General features: G+C 70.4%; 13 protein-coding genes. 6 read left to right on the top strand and 7 right to left on the bottom strand.

Going from position 1 to position 15,419, the window contains the following annotated elements; genetic code table 11:
- A partial coding sequence (locus HNV26_RS33940; protein WP_171452959.1) for an FHA domain-containing protein occupies positions 1-856 on the bottom strand: 856 nt, incomplete at its 3' end.
- A gap of 31 nt (positions 857-887) precedes the next feature.
- On the bottom strand, positions 888-1,826 hold the full coding sequence (locus HNV26_RS33935) for a tetratricopeptide repeat protein (RefSeq protein WP_171443592.1): 939 nt from the start codon (positions 1,824-1,826) through the stop codon (positions 888-890).
- A gap of 222 nt (positions 1,827-2,048) precedes the next feature.
- On the opposite strand from HNV26_RS33935, the gene HNV26_RS33930 reads away from it, so the two are divergent.
- A complete protein-coding gene (locus HNV26_RS33930; RefSeq protein WP_171443575.1) occupies positions 2,049-2,567 on the top strand; it encodes an outer membrane beta-barrel protein in 519 nt (172 codons plus the stop codon).
- Here HNV26_RS33930 and HNV26_RS33925 read toward each other — a convergent pair.
- On the bottom strand, positions 2,533-3,339 hold the full coding sequence (locus HNV26_RS33925) for an RDD family protein (protein WP_171443576.1): 807 nt from the start codon (positions 3,337-3,339) through the stop codon (positions 2,533-2,535). The genes HNV26_RS33930 and HNV26_RS33925 overlap by 35 nt on opposite strands.
- A 202-nt stretch (positions 3,340-3,541) precedes the next feature.
- On the opposite strand from HNV26_RS33925, the gene HNV26_RS33920 reads away from it, so the two are divergent.
- Positions 3,542-6,646, top strand: coding sequence for a cyclic nucleotide-binding domain-containing protein (locus HNV26_RS33920; protein ID WP_171443577.1), 3,105 nt, complete (start codon positions 3,542-3,544; stop codon positions 6,644-6,646).
- Positions 6,647-6,674: 28 nt separating this feature from the next.
- On the opposite strand, the gene HNV26_RS33915 is transcribed toward HNV26_RS33920, so the two are convergent.
- A complete protein-coding gene (locus HNV26_RS33915; RefSeq protein ID WP_253817312.1) occupies positions 6,675-7,802 on the bottom strand; it encodes an RAD23 family protein in 1,128 nt (375 codons plus the stop codon).
- Between the two features lie 51 nt (positions 7,803-7,853).
- On the opposite strand from HNV26_RS33915, the gene HNV26_RS38775 reads away from it, so the two are divergent.
- Both HNV26_RS38775 and HNV26_RS33910 read left to right on the top strand, forming a co-directional pair.
- Complete coding sequence (locus HNV26_RS38775) at positions 7,854-8,258, top strand: hypothetical protein (RefSeq protein ID WP_253817311.1); 405 nt, start codon at positions 7,854-7,856, stop codon at positions 8,256-8,258.
- Positions 8,259-8,443: 185 nt separating this feature from the next.
- A complete protein-coding gene (locus HNV26_RS33910; RefSeq protein ID WP_171443579.1) occupies positions 8,444-9,985 on the top strand; it encodes a bifunctional metallophosphatase/5'-nucleotidase in 1,542 nt (513 codons plus the stop codon).
- A 93-nt stretch (positions 9,986-10,078) separates the two neighbouring features.
- Here the strand turns inward: HNV26_RS33910 and HNV26_RS33905 are convergent, their stop codons facing one another.
- On the bottom strand, positions 10,079-11,584 hold the full coding sequence (locus tag HNV26_RS33905; protein ID WP_171443593.1) for a hypothetical protein: 1,506 nt from the start codon (positions 11,582-11,584) through the stop codon (positions 10,079-10,081).
- Between the two features lie 87 nt (positions 11,585-11,671).
- Between HNV26_RS33905 and HNV26_RS33900 the strand changes: the two genes are divergently transcribed.
- Both HNV26_RS33900 and HNV26_RS33895 read left to right on the top strand, forming a co-directional pair.
- Complete coding sequence (locus tag HNV26_RS33900; protein WP_171443580.1) at positions 11,672-12,688, top strand: stage II sporulation protein M; 1,017 nt, start codon at positions 11,672-11,674, stop codon at positions 12,686-12,688.
- A complete protein-coding gene (locus HNV26_RS33895; RefSeq protein WP_171443581.1) occupies positions 12,681-13,160 on the top strand; it encodes an inorganic diphosphatase in 480 nt (159 codons plus the stop codon). Before HNV26_RS33900 ends, HNV26_RS33895 begins: the two co-directional genes overlap by 8 nt.
- Here HNV26_RS33895 and HNV26_RS33890 read toward each other — a convergent pair.
- Both HNV26_RS33890 and HNV26_RS33885 read right to left on the bottom strand, forming a co-directional pair.
- Positions 13,138-14,445, bottom strand: coding sequence for a DUF58 domain-containing protein (locus tag HNV26_RS33890; RefSeq protein WP_171443582.1), 1,308 nt, complete (start codon positions 14,443-14,445; stop codon positions 13,138-13,140). The two genes, HNV26_RS33895 and HNV26_RS33890, sit on opposite strands and share 23 nt — an antisense overlap.
- Positions 14,442-15,419 (bottom strand): AAA family ATPase (locus HNV26_RS33885; RefSeq protein ID WP_253817309.1); only part of this gene is annotated, 978 nt, incomplete at its 5' end. The genes HNV26_RS33885 and HNV26_RS33890, both read right to left, overlap by 4 nt.

Genomic DNA, 15,419 nt, shown 5'->3' with positions numbered 1-15,419 from the left:
GCTCTTCCGGCGCGGGCGCGGGCTCCTCGGGCGGAGGCGCGGGCTCCTCCTCCGGTGGGGGTTCCACGGGCTTGGGCTCCGGGCGCGGACGACGGGGCGAGGGCGGAGGCGGAGCCTTGACCTCGGGGGCCAGCTGAACGGGCTCCTCGGCCGGCTCGGTGGGGTCCACGTACAGGAAGCGGGTGGCGCCCACCTCCAACTCGTCCCCATCCTTGAGCTGCCGGCGGTTGACCCGCTTCTTGTTCACCTTGATGCCGTTGCGGCTGCCCAGGTCCTCCACGTGTGTGCCGGACCAGTCGCGGCGCACCTTGGCGTGCTTCCGGGAGACCAGGTCATCCTTGAGGATGATGTCCGCGTCCTTCTCGTCGCGGCCCAGGATGACTTCCTTCGCGTCCCCCAGCTCGATGCGCTCGCCTTCGCGGGGGCCGTTCATGAAGCGCAGGTAGCGCTCCTCGCCGCCGCCGGCCAGGCCGCGCATGGCGTCCTTCACCATGCCCCGGGCGATGAAGGACGTCTTCTCCCCGCCAGATTCGGGGTTCAGGTCCATCACCCGCTCGAAGCGGACGTCGAACGTGGCGATGGCGATGACGTCGCCGTTGCGCAGCAGCCGCTTCTCGCCCTTAGGCACGGGCTTGCCGTTGATCTGCGTGCCGTAGGAGCTGCCCAGGTCCTCCACGAAGAAGAGCGTCCCCTCCTGGGAGATGCGCGCATGGTTGCGCGACACCGCCTGCTGAGCGAGCACGACCTGGCAGGCCTTGTCGCGGCCCAGGGTGATGACCGCGTCGTCGAGGACGAACTCGGTGCTCTGGGCGGCGCCGGCCTCGCTGCGCTGCGTGACGGTGAGACGAACGCTCATCGAGAAGGAGGGGAGTCGGGAAGGCGGGACATCAGAACGTCGCGTCGCTCAGGAATCTCTCACACGTCTGGTACTCCGTGGGGAATTCCTCAGACGTCCCGTACTTCAGGAAGTTCTTGCAGGCGATCTGCGCGTGCTCGCGCTTGTGGGCTTCGAAGAAGAGTTCGTAGAGGCCGTAGTGGCAGGCGGCGTACTTCGCATCCAGCTTGACGCACTTGCGGTAGGTGGCCTCTTCCTCCGCCAGCAAGCCCTTCTCGCGGTACTGACGCGCGAGCATGAAGAGCGCGGGCGCGGAGTTCTCCGCCTGCTGCGTGTCCTTGATCTCCTTGAAGGCCGCGTCGGTGAGGGCCGCCTTGCGCTGGGCCAGGGACAGGTTGTTGATGCAACTGCTGTTGCTGGGGTCCAACTGGGCGCAGTTGGCGAAGGACTCGCGCGCTTCCTGGAAGCGGCCCAACTCCATCAGCGCGGTGCCCAGGTCGTGCCACAGCAGGGGTGAATCCTGGACCAGCTGCGTGGCCCGGGCGAGGTGCTCGCCGGCCGCGTCGTATTCACCCTCCGAGTAGGAGATGATACCCAGGAGGTGGTGCACGTCGGAGATGCCGGGATTGACGGCCAGGATCGTGCGCAGCTCCTTCTTGGACTCGTCCATCTTCCCCATCTTCATCAGGGTGAGTGCCAGGTTGTAGCGCGACTCCAGGTTGTCCGGGTTCACCTTGAGGGCTCGCCGGAAATTGTCGTGCGCCTTTCCGTACGCGCCTTCCTCCATGTAGATGGCGCCGAGGTTCTGGTACGCCTGGAGGTGTTCCTGGTTGTAGCGCAGGGCCTTGATGAAGTGCTTCTTCGCGTCGTCCTTCCGGCCCGAGGACATGGCGATGATGCCCTTGTTGGACCAGAGGTCCGCGTACTGGGGGGAGAACTCCAGGCCCAGGTCGCAGAACGTCTCCGCGCGGGCCAGGTCGCCCTTGGCCATCTCTTGCGCGCACAGCTCGTTGTTGATGAGCGCCCGCTCATGAGGCGGCGGGGTCCGGACGCAGGCGACGAAGGGCAGGGCGGAGACCAGGGACAGCGCAGCAACAAGTCGGCGGACACGCATGGCGGGGCGAGTGTAGGAGAGCGCCCGTGCCCAGGCAACGCCCGGAGTGGCTTGAATCCAGGCTGTTTTCCGGGGGTTACGCCGGTAGAGTGGCGGCCCATGCGTACCCTGCTCTGCACCCTCGGCTTCACCCTGGCCCTGCTGTCGGCCAGCCCCGCGCAGGCCCAGTTCGCCAACCGCAGCCTGGGCCTGTCACTGGGCTACATGGACTTCAACCGGACGAACGGCCTGGATGACGCGTTCTTCGTGGGCGTCGACGCCAGCCTCTACATCGAGAACGGCTTCGAGGTGGTCTCCCTGTCGAAGATTGCGTTCCCACGCGACACCACGGACCGCAACGAGAAGCGCGTGGTGGGCCTGGCGCCGTCCATCGGCATCCGGTACCTGCTGATGGAGGAGTCCATCCGCCCCTATGTGGGCTCGGACCTGAGCTACCTCATCGTCTTCAAGACCAGCGTCAGCAACTTCGTGGGCATTGGCCCCAACGTCGGCATCGACTTCTTCGTGTCGGACTCGGTGAGCGTGGGCGCGCGCGCGCAGTACAACTTCTACATCGCGCTCAACGAGAAGACGCAGCGCACGCTCACGCTGTCCGCCGGCGCTGCGGCGTACTTCTAGGCTGTCCCTTCGGCGGTAGCAGGGCCGCGGCCACCAGCAATGCCCACTTCTCGTCGGAGAGGTGGGGCGGCTTCTCCATGGCCAGCGCGTCTTGCAGTCTTGCTCCCAGCGCCGCGAACAGGCGGAGCCGCGCCTCCATGCGCAGCTCCTCACGGCGCAGGGCCGCTGTGAGCACCACCTCCCGCTCCTCGCTGGACAGGCGCTTCACGCGCGACACGAAGAGCGGATCCGCCAGCAGCCCTTCGTCGCCGGGCATGCCCAGGGCGGAGGGCACCTTCAGGCGCCGTTCGCGCACCACCAGCGTTCCCGCCAGCATGTCCCCCAGCCGCTGCTGGGAGCCGGACACGAGCGCGGTGAGCCCTCCCACCAGGTAGAACAGGGGCAGCCGGTCCACCGGACGCGCCAGGTTGCGCAGCGCCGCGTGGTAGAAGCCGATGCGCACGCCGCTCTCCTGGATGACCCGCAGCGACATCACCCGCTTGCCCACGGTGCGTCCGCTCCACACCGTCTCCAGCGTTATCGCGTAGCCCCAGTCCACCAGGAAGTAGATGACGATGGACAGCGCGCTGGCGAAGCCCGGGAAGGCGAACATCACCAGGCTGAGCGCCGTCAGGATGGTGCCGGTGAGCAGCGTGACGATGACGGCGTCCAGCAGCCACGCCAGGAAGCGCGAGTACAGGCCCGCGAGCGTGAAGCGGAACTCCACGTACTCGGGGGTGAGCACCGTGTGGGTGCCGTCCAGCAGGGTGTCGGTGGCGGTCGTCACCGACACAGTCTAGCCGCGGCGGCGCACGTGCGGGCGGCTCGAGGTACATTCATCGCGGCTCCAACGATTTCAGTGAGGGCGGCGGAAGTCGGGGGAAGGTGTCCGAAGTGACTTGCCCGCAGCCCGGAGGGCAGGCGGGCGGCACCTCGCACGACAGCGCTATTCTTGGGGCGAGAGGGCGTGGGGTAGTCTGCCGCGCACTCGCACCGTGCTCCCCTCCGACTCCTCATCATGGAACCGCCGCCTCTGGCCGGCGGCAGCCTTTCAGTTCGCGCTCATCGCAGGGGTGACGCAGCTGAAGACGGCTTCCAACGCCCTGGTGCTGTCGCGCTTCGAGTCCCAGGCGCTGCCGTACCTGTACCTGCTGGGTGCGTTGATGACGGCGGCCATGACGGTGCTGCCGCGCTCCAAGCCGGGCTCGCCCTTCGAGTCCCCGGGCCTGCTCACGGGCATGGGCGGCGTGGTGGCGCTGGTGCTGGCGGTGGCCCTGTCCGCGGGGCAGCGCATGCCCGCGCTGGCGCTGTACCTCTTCGCGGACACCTTCTCCACGTTCGTGTCCTTCCGCTTCTGGGGCCGCATGGCGGCCGCCTTCGACGCGCGTGAGGCGCGCCGGGCCTTCACCGCGCTCAACGGCTTCGCCATGGGCGGAGGCATCGCCGGAGGTCTGCTGGTGCAGGGCCTGGCGGTGAAGCTGGGCACGCCGGCCATCGTGGTGAGCGGCGCCGTGGGCCTGCTGGCCGCGGGCGCCATCTTCCACCACCTGTACAAGGGCCTGCCGCCCACGCCGCCGCGCGGCCGCCCCGCGTCCTTCCTGGGGCTGCGCTACCTGGCGGAGAGCCCCTACGCCCAGGTGCTGGCGGCGCTGGGCATCGCGTTCGCGGTGCTGTCGTCGTTCGTGGACTACCTCTTCCGGCTGCGCCTGGAGGGCACGCTGAGCGAGGACGCGCTGACGGCGCTCTTCGGTTCGCTCCAGCTCTGGATTGGCCTGTTCTGCGTGGCCTTCCAACTGCTGGTGGCGCAGCGTCTGCTGAAGCGGCTGGGGCTCTTGCGCTATGTGGCGATGGTGCCGCTGGTCCTGGCGCCGCTGGCGGGCGCGGCGCTCGTCACCCCCAGCTTGTGGCCGGTGCACATGCTGCGACTGGTGGAGACGGCGGTGAGCTACTCCATCCTCCCGGTGGGCATCCAGTTGCTCTACACCGCGGTGCCGGACGACCAGCGAGAGGGGCTGCGCGCCACGGTGGATGGGCTGCTGCGCAAGGGCGGCGTCGTGCTGGCCGGTCTGTTGCTCATCGGCGCGGGACGCGCGGCCAACGGCGTCACCATGGCGGTGGCGGTGGTGGGCATGTGCGCGGCGCTGGGCCTGCTGCTGGTGCGGCTGAAGTCCGCGTACGTCGCCGCGCTGGGCGAGCAGGTGGGAGCGCCCGAAGAAGAGGATGTGGCGCTGGAGGGCGAGGAGGAGCAGCGGCTGCTGGCCGAGGCCCTGGCGGCCCCTTCTCCGGAGCGGGTGCTGCGCGCGGTGGCGATGATGGAGCAGGCGGAGGTGCCGCTGCGTCCGCACCTGCCGTCGCTGCTGCGTCACCCGCATGAACGCGTGCTGGAGCGCGGCGTCTCCCTGGCCCTGGAGCTGGAGGCGCACGAACTGGCGCCGGTGCTGGAGCGGTTGGTGGAGGAAGGGCCGCGCCGGCCTCGGGACCAGGCCGTGTGGGCCCTGGCGCGGTTGTCACCGGAGCGGGCGGAGCGCCTGTTGCCCGCGCTGCTGAACCACCCGGACGTGGGCCTGCGCTGCGCGGCCATTGGCGCGTTGGTGAAGTCGACGGGGAGCGCCGTGGCGCTGGACGCGCTGCGGGCGATGTTGTCGCGCGGCGAGGGCGCACCGGTGCCCGAGCGCCGCGAGGTGGCGCGGCTGCTGGGGCGCATCCAGAACTCACGCTTCGCGGAGCCGCTGGCGCGCTATCTGGAGGACGCGGACGGCTCCGTGCGGCACGTGGCCCTGGTCGCGGTGGGCAAGGGCGGCTACGTGGAGCTGGCGCCCCGGCTGCTGCCGTTCCTCACCTGGCGGGAGGAACGCAAGGCGGCGCGCGAGGCGCTGGTGGCGCTGGGGGACGAGGTGACGCCGCTGGTGGAGGAGCAGCTCAACAAGCGCATGGCGCCGCTGGCGATGCGGCTGCAACTGCCTCGCGTGCTGCGCGGCATCGGAACACCGGCGGCGCTGGACGCGCTGCTGTTCTCCAACGTGCGCGACGACGCGTCCCTGCACTTCCGGATTGGCGCGCAGATGTCGCGCCTGCGCGACGAGCACCCCGAGCATCCCGTGGACGTGGAGCGCGTGCGCGAGGCCCTGGGCCGGCGGCGGGAGGTCTACCGCAACCTGGTGGGCGCCTTCCGCGACCTGCGCGCGGCGCTGGGGGATGGCTCGCTGCTCACGCGCGCGGTGGGCGACCGGATGGACCAGGCGTTGGAGTTGTCCTTCTTCCTCCTGGGGCTGCTCCATCCGTCGCACGTGATGCGCGGCATCCACTACAACCTGGTGGGGCCGGACCTGCGCCGTCGCGCGTTGGCGCTGGAGCTGTTGGAGAACCTGGTCGACGAAGAGGACCGGGAGCTGGTGATGGAGCAGGTGGAGGCGCACCACCGCGAGCTCCCACCCGGCGCGCCCGGCCGGTTGTGGCGGCGGCTGGCGGCGCTGGTCCAGAGCGAAGACGGCGTGCTGCGCGCGTGTGCCCGCCATGTGGCGTGGGTGAACGGGCTGCATGTGCTCCCACAGGAAGGTGACATGAGCGACAGGACAGTCCAGCGGATGTTCGCGCTGGAAGGGGTGAGTGTCTTCTCCCACTGCGACGTGGATGACATCGCCGCCATCGCCGCCGTGGCCCGCGAGGCGTCGTTCCGCGCGGGAGAGCGCATCTACGCCCAGGGCGACCCGGGCGACGCGCTCTACGTCATCGTCGACGGCGCCGTGGATGCCTTCCACGACGGCGAGCACGTGCTGCGCTTCCAGGGCAAACAGGCCTTCGGCGAGGTGAGTCTGCTCGACGGAGCACCGCGTCCCACGGACATGGTGGCCGCGGTGGACACGCGGGTGCTCATCATCGACCGGCGTGACTTCTTGGATTTGCTCGCGGACCGGCCGGAGCTGCTGACGGGCTTCTTCCGCGCGGTGAGCCTGCAGCTCCAGGCGCTCATCGACCTGCCGGACTCGCGCGAGACGGGCGAGCGGCTGGAGATGACGGCGCCGCTGGGCCCCCTGGCGCCGCCGCTTCCGGATGGGCCGGCGCCGGATGGAAACGACGACCGCTCGCGCGACGACCCCTGAGCCGCTCGGCGCGGGGACGTCCCTCCCGTCACCACGCGTCGGCGGGGCGGGGCACCTCGGCCTTGGGCGGTGAGCCGTCCGCACCGGCGGCGAGCGCCTTCCTGGCCGCGGCCACGTCCTCCTCCAGCAGGTGCGCGGAGGCGACGGGGATGAGCGGCCGGACGAAGAACTTCATCGGAGGAAATGAGCCCAGGAACCGGACCACCGCCAGCCCGGCGAACACCCAGGGGTGGCGCTCCGTGCTGGAGATGGGCGCGAAGACCTCCTCCGTGCGCCGTCCCCAGGACGCGCCGTATCGTTGAAGCGCGCCCCACCGAAAGCCCGGCACGCGCGTGGTGAGCACCGTCCACACCCGCAGGAACCAGGGCGGCCGCGTGGGCCCCGCGGAGGGCTCCCAGGCCCGCGCGCTCTTGGCCGCGGTGAAGACGACCCACCACCACGCGCCCCAGGCGGTGAACAGGGCGGTGAAGATGAAGCGGGAGGCGCACATGAACGGGAGGGTGAGCAGCACCAACGCTGGCACGCCCACCATGAGCAGCAGGAAGGCTCGCCAGCGTCGCTTCACCTTCTTGCGCAGCCACGCCACGTTGAGGCGCACGCGCGGCGGGAACTCTTCGTCCTCCGGCTCCAGCCCCGTGAGCAGGCTTGCCTTGCGGGAGATGGCGTCGTGGTAGTCCCGCGACAGGGCGATGACCACCCACTGCGACAGCTGCAGCGCGGCGAACAGCGCCGCCCAGAAGGCCAGGCCCCACACGGAGCGGCCATTCACCGTCCAGGTGCGCTCTTCGTGAGCAGGCGCCTGGGTGTCCTCGGCGGTGTGTCGGGCATCCGCCGTGGCGTCGGTGCGCTCCTTGGCGGACTCCGACTCCAGGTCCTTCGTGGCCTCCATCACCAGCGCGGTGATGGCCTCCGCCAGGGATGTGCCCGCATCGGCCCCCTGGGCCGCGGCCTCCACGTCGCGAATGCGCTGCCCCAGCCTCGCATCGGGCGTGTCCGCCGGGATGGGGGAGGGCTTTGGGGCGTCCGGAGTGGCTCTCGCGACGTCCGCTGCCTCTCCGGTGGGGGCGTTCTCGGGGGGCTCGTCGTCCGAGACGGCGGAGGCGGGGCTCGGGGTTGTGTCAGCCGTGTCGCCCGCTCCCGGCGGGGAGGGGACCACGGGCGCGGTTTCGGGCTGCGTCTGGGGACCTGAGGGCGTCCCCCCGCCAGCGTGCTGCGCGGCGGCCTGCTTGCGCCGGGCAACCTGCGCGTCGATTTCCTGGAGGCGTTGGATGGTCTGAGCCTCAACCTCTTTCGCACGCCGCGTGGCAGCAGCCGCCTCCTTCTTGACGTGCTGGTCTACGAGGGCCTCGGCGACTTCTTGAATCCGTGCCGCCTTGGCGCGTGCTTCGGCTCGGGACTCCCGCTTGCTGGCGCTTTCCGCCGCTTCAGTTCCGGAAGTCATGCAACTCAAGGCCAATGCCAGAGCTGCAATGGATTGAAGAAACCCGACACGAATGTACTGTTTGCGTGCGACCGGGTCGCCCAGCAGCGCTCCACCGATGTGGAACGGCAGGCTCATGCCGTAGAAGAACTGGCGCAGGCGTCCTTCGGGCGGCTTCCGCTCTGTCAGTGAGAAGTGACGCGCACCCGCGCTCACCTCTCCCCAGAACTCGCGCGCCCGGGCTTCGCCCTGGCCGGCAAACCCCTGCTCTGTGTGCTTGTGAACCTTGCCTTCGGGTGAGGAGCCGCCGTGCCGCGTGTCGCTGTCTGCCACGTGTCTCAGCGTAGCACGAGCCGAGTTGTGCTAAAGGCGCACCTGTGAGCGCGAACCCCCTACGTCCTCGTCCCTTCCGCCAGCCGCTGTCCGGCGTGCTGGTCCTCGCCCTCGGTGTCGTCGCCGGCTGCGAGAAGAGCAATCCCACTCCTCCTCCGGCCGCCGCGCCGGAAGCCAAGGCTCCCGTTGCTCCTTCCGAAGTCACGCTGCTCGTCACGGGCGGCGCGTTCGGTCAGCTCCAGCCCTCCGAGGGCAAGGGCGGCGCGGCGGAGCTGCTCGGCCGCTGGATGGCTGATGAGAAGCACTGTCCCGGCCCCGTGAAGGAGGGCCAGCCTACGTGCGCGGACGCCAGCACGCTGGCGCTCGCCACGGGTGACCACTGGAATGGCCCGGCCATCTCCTCCTTCTTCCTGGGCACGCCCACGGCCGAGGTCATGGGCCGCATGGGCTATGCCGCTTCCGCCCTGGGCAACCATGAGCTGGCCTTCGGCAAGGAGGCCTTCCTCAAGAACCGCGGCGCGGGTGGCTTCCCGTTCCTCGCCGCCAACCTCAAGGTGAAGGACCCGGCGCTGGCGGGCGACCTCTCCATGCCGGCGTTCCAGATTTTCGAGCGCCGCGGCCTCAAGATTGGCGTGGTGGGCCTGGCGTCCGAGAAGACGGTCCGCACCGCCATGCCCGGCCGCGCGGATGGCCTGGAAGTGACGGGCTACGAGGAGGCGCTCACCACCGCCATTCCGGAGGCCCGCAAGGCCGGCGCGGACGTGGTCGTGGTGCTCGCCGACGAGTGCGTCACCGACCTGCAGCCCGCGGTGGCGAAGCACCCCGAGTGGAAGGTGGCGCTGGTGGCCGGTGGCCGCTGCGCGCAGCCCGTCGAGCTGAAGGACGGCGCGACCAGCTTCGTGTCGCTGGAGCGTGGCTTCGGCAAGTACCTGCGCGCGCACGTCACGTTCGACCCGGCGAAGCCCGCGGGTGAGAAGCTGACCGGCCTGGATACCAAGGTCGTCGAGGTGTCGGGCGGCGCGCCGGACGCGGAGACGGCGCAGCTGGTGGGCAAGTGGAAGACGCAGCTGGACGAGGTGCTGGGCCAGCAGATCGGCTTCTCCAAGGCCGGCATCCCCCACGCGTCACCCCAGATGGCGAAGTGGGTGGCGGGCGCGGTGCGCAACGTGCTGGGCACGGACGCGGCCGTCCTCAACAGCGGCGGCATCCGCGGCGACCTGCCCGCCGGTCCGGTGACTCGCGGCAGCATCTACTCGGTGATGCCCTTCGAGAACTCGCTCCTCGTCGTGAAGCTGAAGGGCGAGGACCTGGCCCGGCAGCTGGCCAACCCGAACGCGCTCGTCTCCGGCTTCACGTCCGCGGGCAAGGGCAAGTTCAAGGACGCCAAGGGCAAGGCCCTGGACCCGAAGAAGGAGTACACGGTCGCCACGGTGGAGTACCTCTACTTCGGCGGTGACGGCTTCGAGTTCGAGAAGCTGGCCCCCGAGCCCACCGAGACGGGCATGGCGTGGCAGACGCCGGTGGTGGACTGGACCAAGGACCAGTCGAGCAGCGACAAGAAGCCGCTGGAGAAGCTGTTGAAGTAGTCCTCGCCGTCCTGCTTCTGTCGGACGCCTGAAGCGTCGGAGGAGCCCACCTGGGCCCTTCCGGCGCTTCGTCGTTTCAGCGGGGCCGTGCGCTCACGGTGTTTCCATGGCAGGCGCCGCGGCGGGAGGGGCAGCGGGCCCGCACACGGCCTGATAGCGCGCCAGCGTGTCGTGCACGGTCCGCCGCAGCCGCTGCGGCGTGCCTTCGTGGAGCATGTCCACCGCGAGCTGCTGGGCGTCCAGCGCCTCCGGGCAGCGACCGAGCTGGAACAGGAGGGTGGACCACGTGTCCAGCACCGACGCGTTCCCCGGCGCCAGCGACAGGGCCCGCTGCGCCGCCGTCAGGCCCTTCTCCGGTTGGGCCGTGCGCGCGTAGTAGCCGGCCAGTCCGTTCTGCGCGCTCACGCTGCCGGGCAGCAGCTCCACCGCGCGGAGCCTCGCGGCCTCCTGCTCCTCGGACGTATTGCCCGCGGCGTCCAGCGCCTGGGCCATGGCGTTCCATGCGTGCCCGCTGGTGGGGTGGTGCTCCACCAGCTCCCGCGCCAGGGCGAGCCTGCGGAACGGATCCTCCGTGGAGCGGATGCGCAGCAGCATGGCGTCCACGTTGCCGGGCTCCTCGCGAGTGGCCTCCGCCATCTCCCGTTCGATGTGGGGCAGCCGCTCCTCCATGGGGGACGCGCCCGGTGTCATCAGGAACAGCTGGGCGCGGATGGCGTGGACCTCGGCCGCGCGCATGGGGCGCGTTTGCAGCGGGCTCGTCACGGGCGCCAACGGCGCGGTGATGGTGCGGTAATTCATGTGCCCAGGGCGGCGCACGTAGCCATGCAGCTCGCCAGCCAGGTCCTCCTCGCCGCGGAAGGCGGCCTCGAAGGCTTGCCGGGGGTCCTCGCCCTGCATGAGGCGCTTCTGGAAGTCCTCGAAGCGCGCGCCGTGCCGGCTGATGAAGAAGTGCACCCACAGCCAGGAGGACGCGTAGTACTGCCGCGACTCGGCGGTGCCGAGCAGCCCCTTGCTGTCCCACTCCCAGAGCTCGTCGAGCGTGCGCCAGCCGTGCCGCTGCACCTGGTTGTAGAAGGCCCCGTGGATGTGCCCGAGGATGACCTCGCGCCGCTCCGGCCTGAGCGCGATGGTCTCCAGGTAGCTGGCCAGTCCTTCGGAGAGCCAGCGTGGCTGGCGGACGAGCGCGAGCTCGGAGAGGTAGTGCGTCAGCTCGTGGGCCTGGGTGGTGATGTCCGCGGTGGCTTCGCTCAGCGCGTAGGCGTGCCCCGCCAGCACCAGCAGCGGGCCATCCTCGGTGTGGGTGGAGAAGCCTTCGATGCGGATGTTGGTGAACTCCTCCAGCGCGCTGCGGTTGTGGAGGACGATGATGTCCACCGTGCCCTGCGGGTCGAAGCTGCCGCCCCAGGCTTGCAGCAGCCCTTCGCGGAGCAGCTCCAGCTCCTGGGCCGCTTCTTCCGCCGTCTCCGTGTCCAGGTTGGTGCGGACGGTGAAGTGGGGGCTGCGCACCTCCACCCAGGGGCGGCCTCCCTCCAGGGGACACTGGGCGCGCATGCTCGTGCATCCCGACAGCAGGGCGAGCAGCCATCCCAGGAACGCCATCCGACACGTCATGGTCCCGCGTTTTCCCACAAAGCTCCGTCGGAGGGCAGGGTGGGCCGCCGCGTCACTGGGGTAGAGTGCCGGCCCATGGAGATGGCGGAGTTCATCGAGTCCCGCAAGCCGCGCTGGGAGCAACTGGAGTCGCTGCTGGACCGGTCCGAAGCCCACGGCCTGCGCGAGCTGAGCCTGGAGGACGCCAGGACGCTGGGCCGGCTGTATCGCGCCGTCTCCAGTGACTTGCTGTGGGTTCGCGCGCGCAGTGGCTCGGCGGACGTGAACGCCTACCTCAACGACTTGGTGGGGCGGGCGTACGCGCTGACGTACCCGGGCCGGCGTCCGCGCCTGGCGGACGTGTGGGGCTTCGTGGCCCGGGGCTTCCCCGCGCTGATGCGGCGCGAGTGGCGGATGTACGTGGCGTCGCTGCTGCTGCTGCTGGCGGGCGTGGGCTTCGGCTACGTGGGGATGATGGTGGACCCCGACGCGGCGCACTATCTGGTCCCCGCCGAGCACCTGAACCTGGACCCCGTCAAACGCGCGGCGGACGAGGCCGCGGGTGACGGCATGTCGGTGGGAGACCAGGCCCAGTTCACCACCTACCTCTTCACCCACAACATCCAGGTGGCCTTCCTGGCCTTCGCGCTGGGAATCACCGTGGGTCTGGGCACGGCCATCATGCTGTTCGTCAACGGCCTGTTCCTGGGCGCGCTCGCGCAAGTCTATGCGGCCAAGGGAATGGCGGGCTGGTTCTGGGCGTGGATTCTTCCGCACGGCATTCCGGAAATCACCGCCATCTGCATCGCGGGCGCCGCGGGATTGGTGATTGCGCGAGGCATGGTGGCCCCGCGAGGACTGCCCCGCGGACAGGCGGTGCGACAGGAGGCGGTGACGGCGGTGCGGCTGCTGTTCGGCACGCTCGTCCTGTTCGTGCTCGCGGGCTTCATCGAGGGCACGGTGTCCCAGATTCATCCGCCCAAGCTGTCGGTGGCGTTCAAGGTGTCCTTCGCGTTGACGGTGGGCGCGGGCGTGTACGCGTACCTGCTGTCGGACTGGCTGCGTGGGGGCCGCGCGGCGCCAGACGGCGGCGCTGAGTCCGCCCATGGATGAGCGCTTGTGGCTGCCTCCGCTTCCCAGCGAGCCGGAGGTCCTCATCGAGTGCCCGCGCTTCTCCTTCGTGAAGCGCCGCGCGGACGGGGCGGTGGACTTCGTGTCGCCGCTGCCGTGCCCGTACAACTACGGCAGCATCCCGGGCCTTGCATCGGATGAAGGCGACCCGCTGGACGCCGTCGTGATGGGGCCCCGGCTGGCGCAGGGGCAGCGGCTACGGATGCCGGTGGTGGGCGTCATCGGCTTCGTCGACGCGGGGCGGGGGGACCCGAAGGTGGTGTGCGCCGCAGCGCCCCTGACGGACGCCGAGCGCGCGGGCCTGGAGCGCTTCTTCCGCGTCTACGCCCTCTTCAAGCAGGTGCTGCACCGTGTGCGGGGCAACGTCCCGGACACCCGCTTCATGGGGTGGTTGCCGCTGCCCGTCCCGGCGCCGGACGTGGCCCCGGAGGCTACAGCACGCCCCGCGCCTTGATGTCCAGGTAGCGGTTGACGGCGGCCAGGCTCAGCTCATCCGGCTGCACGTCGAGCATCTGCACGCCGCCCTGGCTCACCCGCGCCTTGAGCACCTCGCGGTCGGTGAGCAGCTCGGAGGCCACCGCGTGCTGGAAGGCCTCTTCCGGGCTGGGAGGCGGCGTGCGCAGCAGCTTCTGGAGCGCGGTGTCCTTCACCGACAGGCACAGGGGGACGTGGCGCCGCGCCAGGCGGTGCAGCGGGGCCACCATGGTGGAGGCCTGCTCCTCGTCCAGGAAGTCGGTGAAGACACACAGGAGGCTGCGGCGCGTGAGGCGGAGGTTCAGCTCCTTGAAGAGCGCCAGGTAGTCCACGTACGTGAGGCTGGGCGTGGTGCCGTAGAGCGTGTCGACAATCTTCCGGTACTGCGTGCGTCCGGCCGCGGGCGGCAGGTAGGCCTTCACGCCATCCGCGAAGACGGCCAGCCCCACGCGGTCGCCGTTGCGCACGGCCACGAAGGCCAGGAAGAGGGCCGCGTTCACCGCGTGGTCCAGCTTGGTGAGGCCGTCCACCTGCGCGGCCATGGAGCGGCCCGCGTCCACGCAGATGAGGATGGACTGCGAGCGCTCCGACTCCAGCACGCGCGTCACCGGCCGCCCACGCCGCGCAGTGGCCTTCCAGTCCACGTCCCGCACGCTGTCGCCCTGGGCGTAGTCGCGCAGGCGGGCGAACTCGCTGCCGCGCCCGTCGCGCCGCAGCTGTCGCAGGCCCAGGTTGACCAGGTCCAGCGCGGCGCCCGACAGCAGCAGCCGGTTGGCGCCGCGCAGGTCCGGGTACACGGCGATGTCCTGCGCCGCGGGGAACACGCGCTCGTGGGACACCAGCCCCAGCGGCCCGCGCACGCGGACGTGCACATCTCCAAACTGGAAGCGGCCGCGCTTCGCGGGCGTCACCCGGTACACCCAGCGCGACTCGCTCCGCGCGGGCAGGTGCAGCGGCGCCTCGTCCGGCGTGGCGGCGAAGCCGTCCGGCACGTCGTCCCGGACGCGCACGTGGACGGCGCCGCCGCTCCGGTGAATCAGCCGCACCACCACCTTGTTGGCCACTCCCACGTTGAGCCGCGCCGGCAGCACCCGGTGGACCTCCAGCCGGGCCCTCCGCGCGGTGAGCACGTCGAAAACCGCCAGCGCCAGCACCAGCGCGTCCAGCGCGAGCACGGCGCCGCCGATGCCGGGGCTGAAGCCCGCCAGCATCATCGGCAGCGCGAGCAGCGCCAGCAGCACCCAGAGGCGCGGGGTGGGAATCACCGGGGGACCTCGACGCCGCGCACCACCTCGCGCAGCACGTCCGTCGGCGTGGCCCCGTCCAGCTCCGCGTCCGGCGACAGCAGCAGGCGGTGCTTCAGCACGGGCGCCGCCAGGAAGCGCACGTCGTCCGGGGTGACGAAGCCGCGCCCGCGCAGCGCCGCCTGGGCCTTGGCCGCCAGCAGCAGGTGCACGCCCGCGCGAGGCCCGGCTCCCAATCGAATGCGGCTGGAGGCGCGCGTGGCCGCCACCAGCTTGCGCACGTAGGCCAGCACCGGCGGCTCCACCGTCACTTCATTCAGCGCGCCGCGCGCGGCCAGCAGCCCGTCCTTCGTCACCGCGGCATTGACGCCCGCGCGTTGCAGGTCCCCCGAGTCGAAGCCCCGGTGCACGGAGGCCAGAATCGCGTCCTCCTCCTCCGGCGCGGGGTAGCCCACCTCGATTTTCAGCAGGAAGCGGTCGAGCTGCGCCTCGGGCAGCGGATAGGTGCCCTCGGACTCCACGGGGTTCTGCGTGGCGAACACCGTGAAGAGCGGGGAGAGCGACAGCACGCGGCCCTCCATGGACACCGAGCGCTCCTGCATGGCCTCCAGCAGCGCGGACTGCGTCTTCGCCGGGGCGCGGTTGATTTCGTCCGCCAGCAGCAGGTCCGTGAAGATGGGGCCGCGCACCAGCGAGAAACCCTGCGTCTTCAGGTCGAACACGCTGGTGCCCAGGATGTCCGCGGGCATCAGGTCCGGGGTGAACTGGATGCGCTTGAACTCCGCGCCGATGCTGCGCGACAGGGCCTTGGCCATCAACGTCTTGGCCACGCCGGGCACGCCTTCCAGCAGGATGTGGCCGCCAGCGATGAGGCCACAGAGCATCAGCTCCAGGGCCTCGTCCTGGCCGACCACGGCCTTGCGCACCTCGGACAGCACGGCCTCGCGGATGGCGTGGGCGGCCTGCACGGCGTTGCCAGCCGGGGCGGGGGAGGG

This window comes from Myxococcus xanthus (genome assembly GCF_013116825.1).
GTDB classification, from domain to species: Bacteria; Myxococcota; Myxococcia; order Myxococcales; family Myxococcaceae; genus Myxococcus; species Myxococcus xanthus_B.
This window is presented reverse-complemented; position numbering and strand designations above follow the sequence as displayed.

Excerpts from the sequence above, each read along its gene's own strand:
- HNV26_RS33935 (WP_171443592.1), bottom strand. The coding sequence starts at position 1,826 with ATGGCCAAGGGCGACCTGGCCCGCGCGGAGACGTTCTGCGACCTGGGC.
- HNV26_RS33930 (WP_171443575.1), top strand. The coding sequence starts at position 2,049 with ATGCGTACCCTGCTCTGCACCCTCGGCTTCACCCTGGCCCTGCTGTCG.
- HNV26_RS33905 (WP_171443593.1), bottom strand. The coding sequence starts at position 11,584 with ATGGCGTTCCTGGGATGGCTGCTCGCCCTGCTGTCGGGATGCACGAGC.
- HNV26_RS33900 (WP_171443580.1), top strand. The coding sequence starts at position 11,672 with ATGGAGATGGCGGAGTTCATCGAGTCCCGCAAGCCGCGCTGGGAGCAA.
- HNV26_RS33895 (WP_171443581.1), top strand. The coding sequence starts at position 12,681 with ATGGATGAGCGCTTGTGGCTGCCTCCGCTTCCCAGCGAGCCGGAGGTC.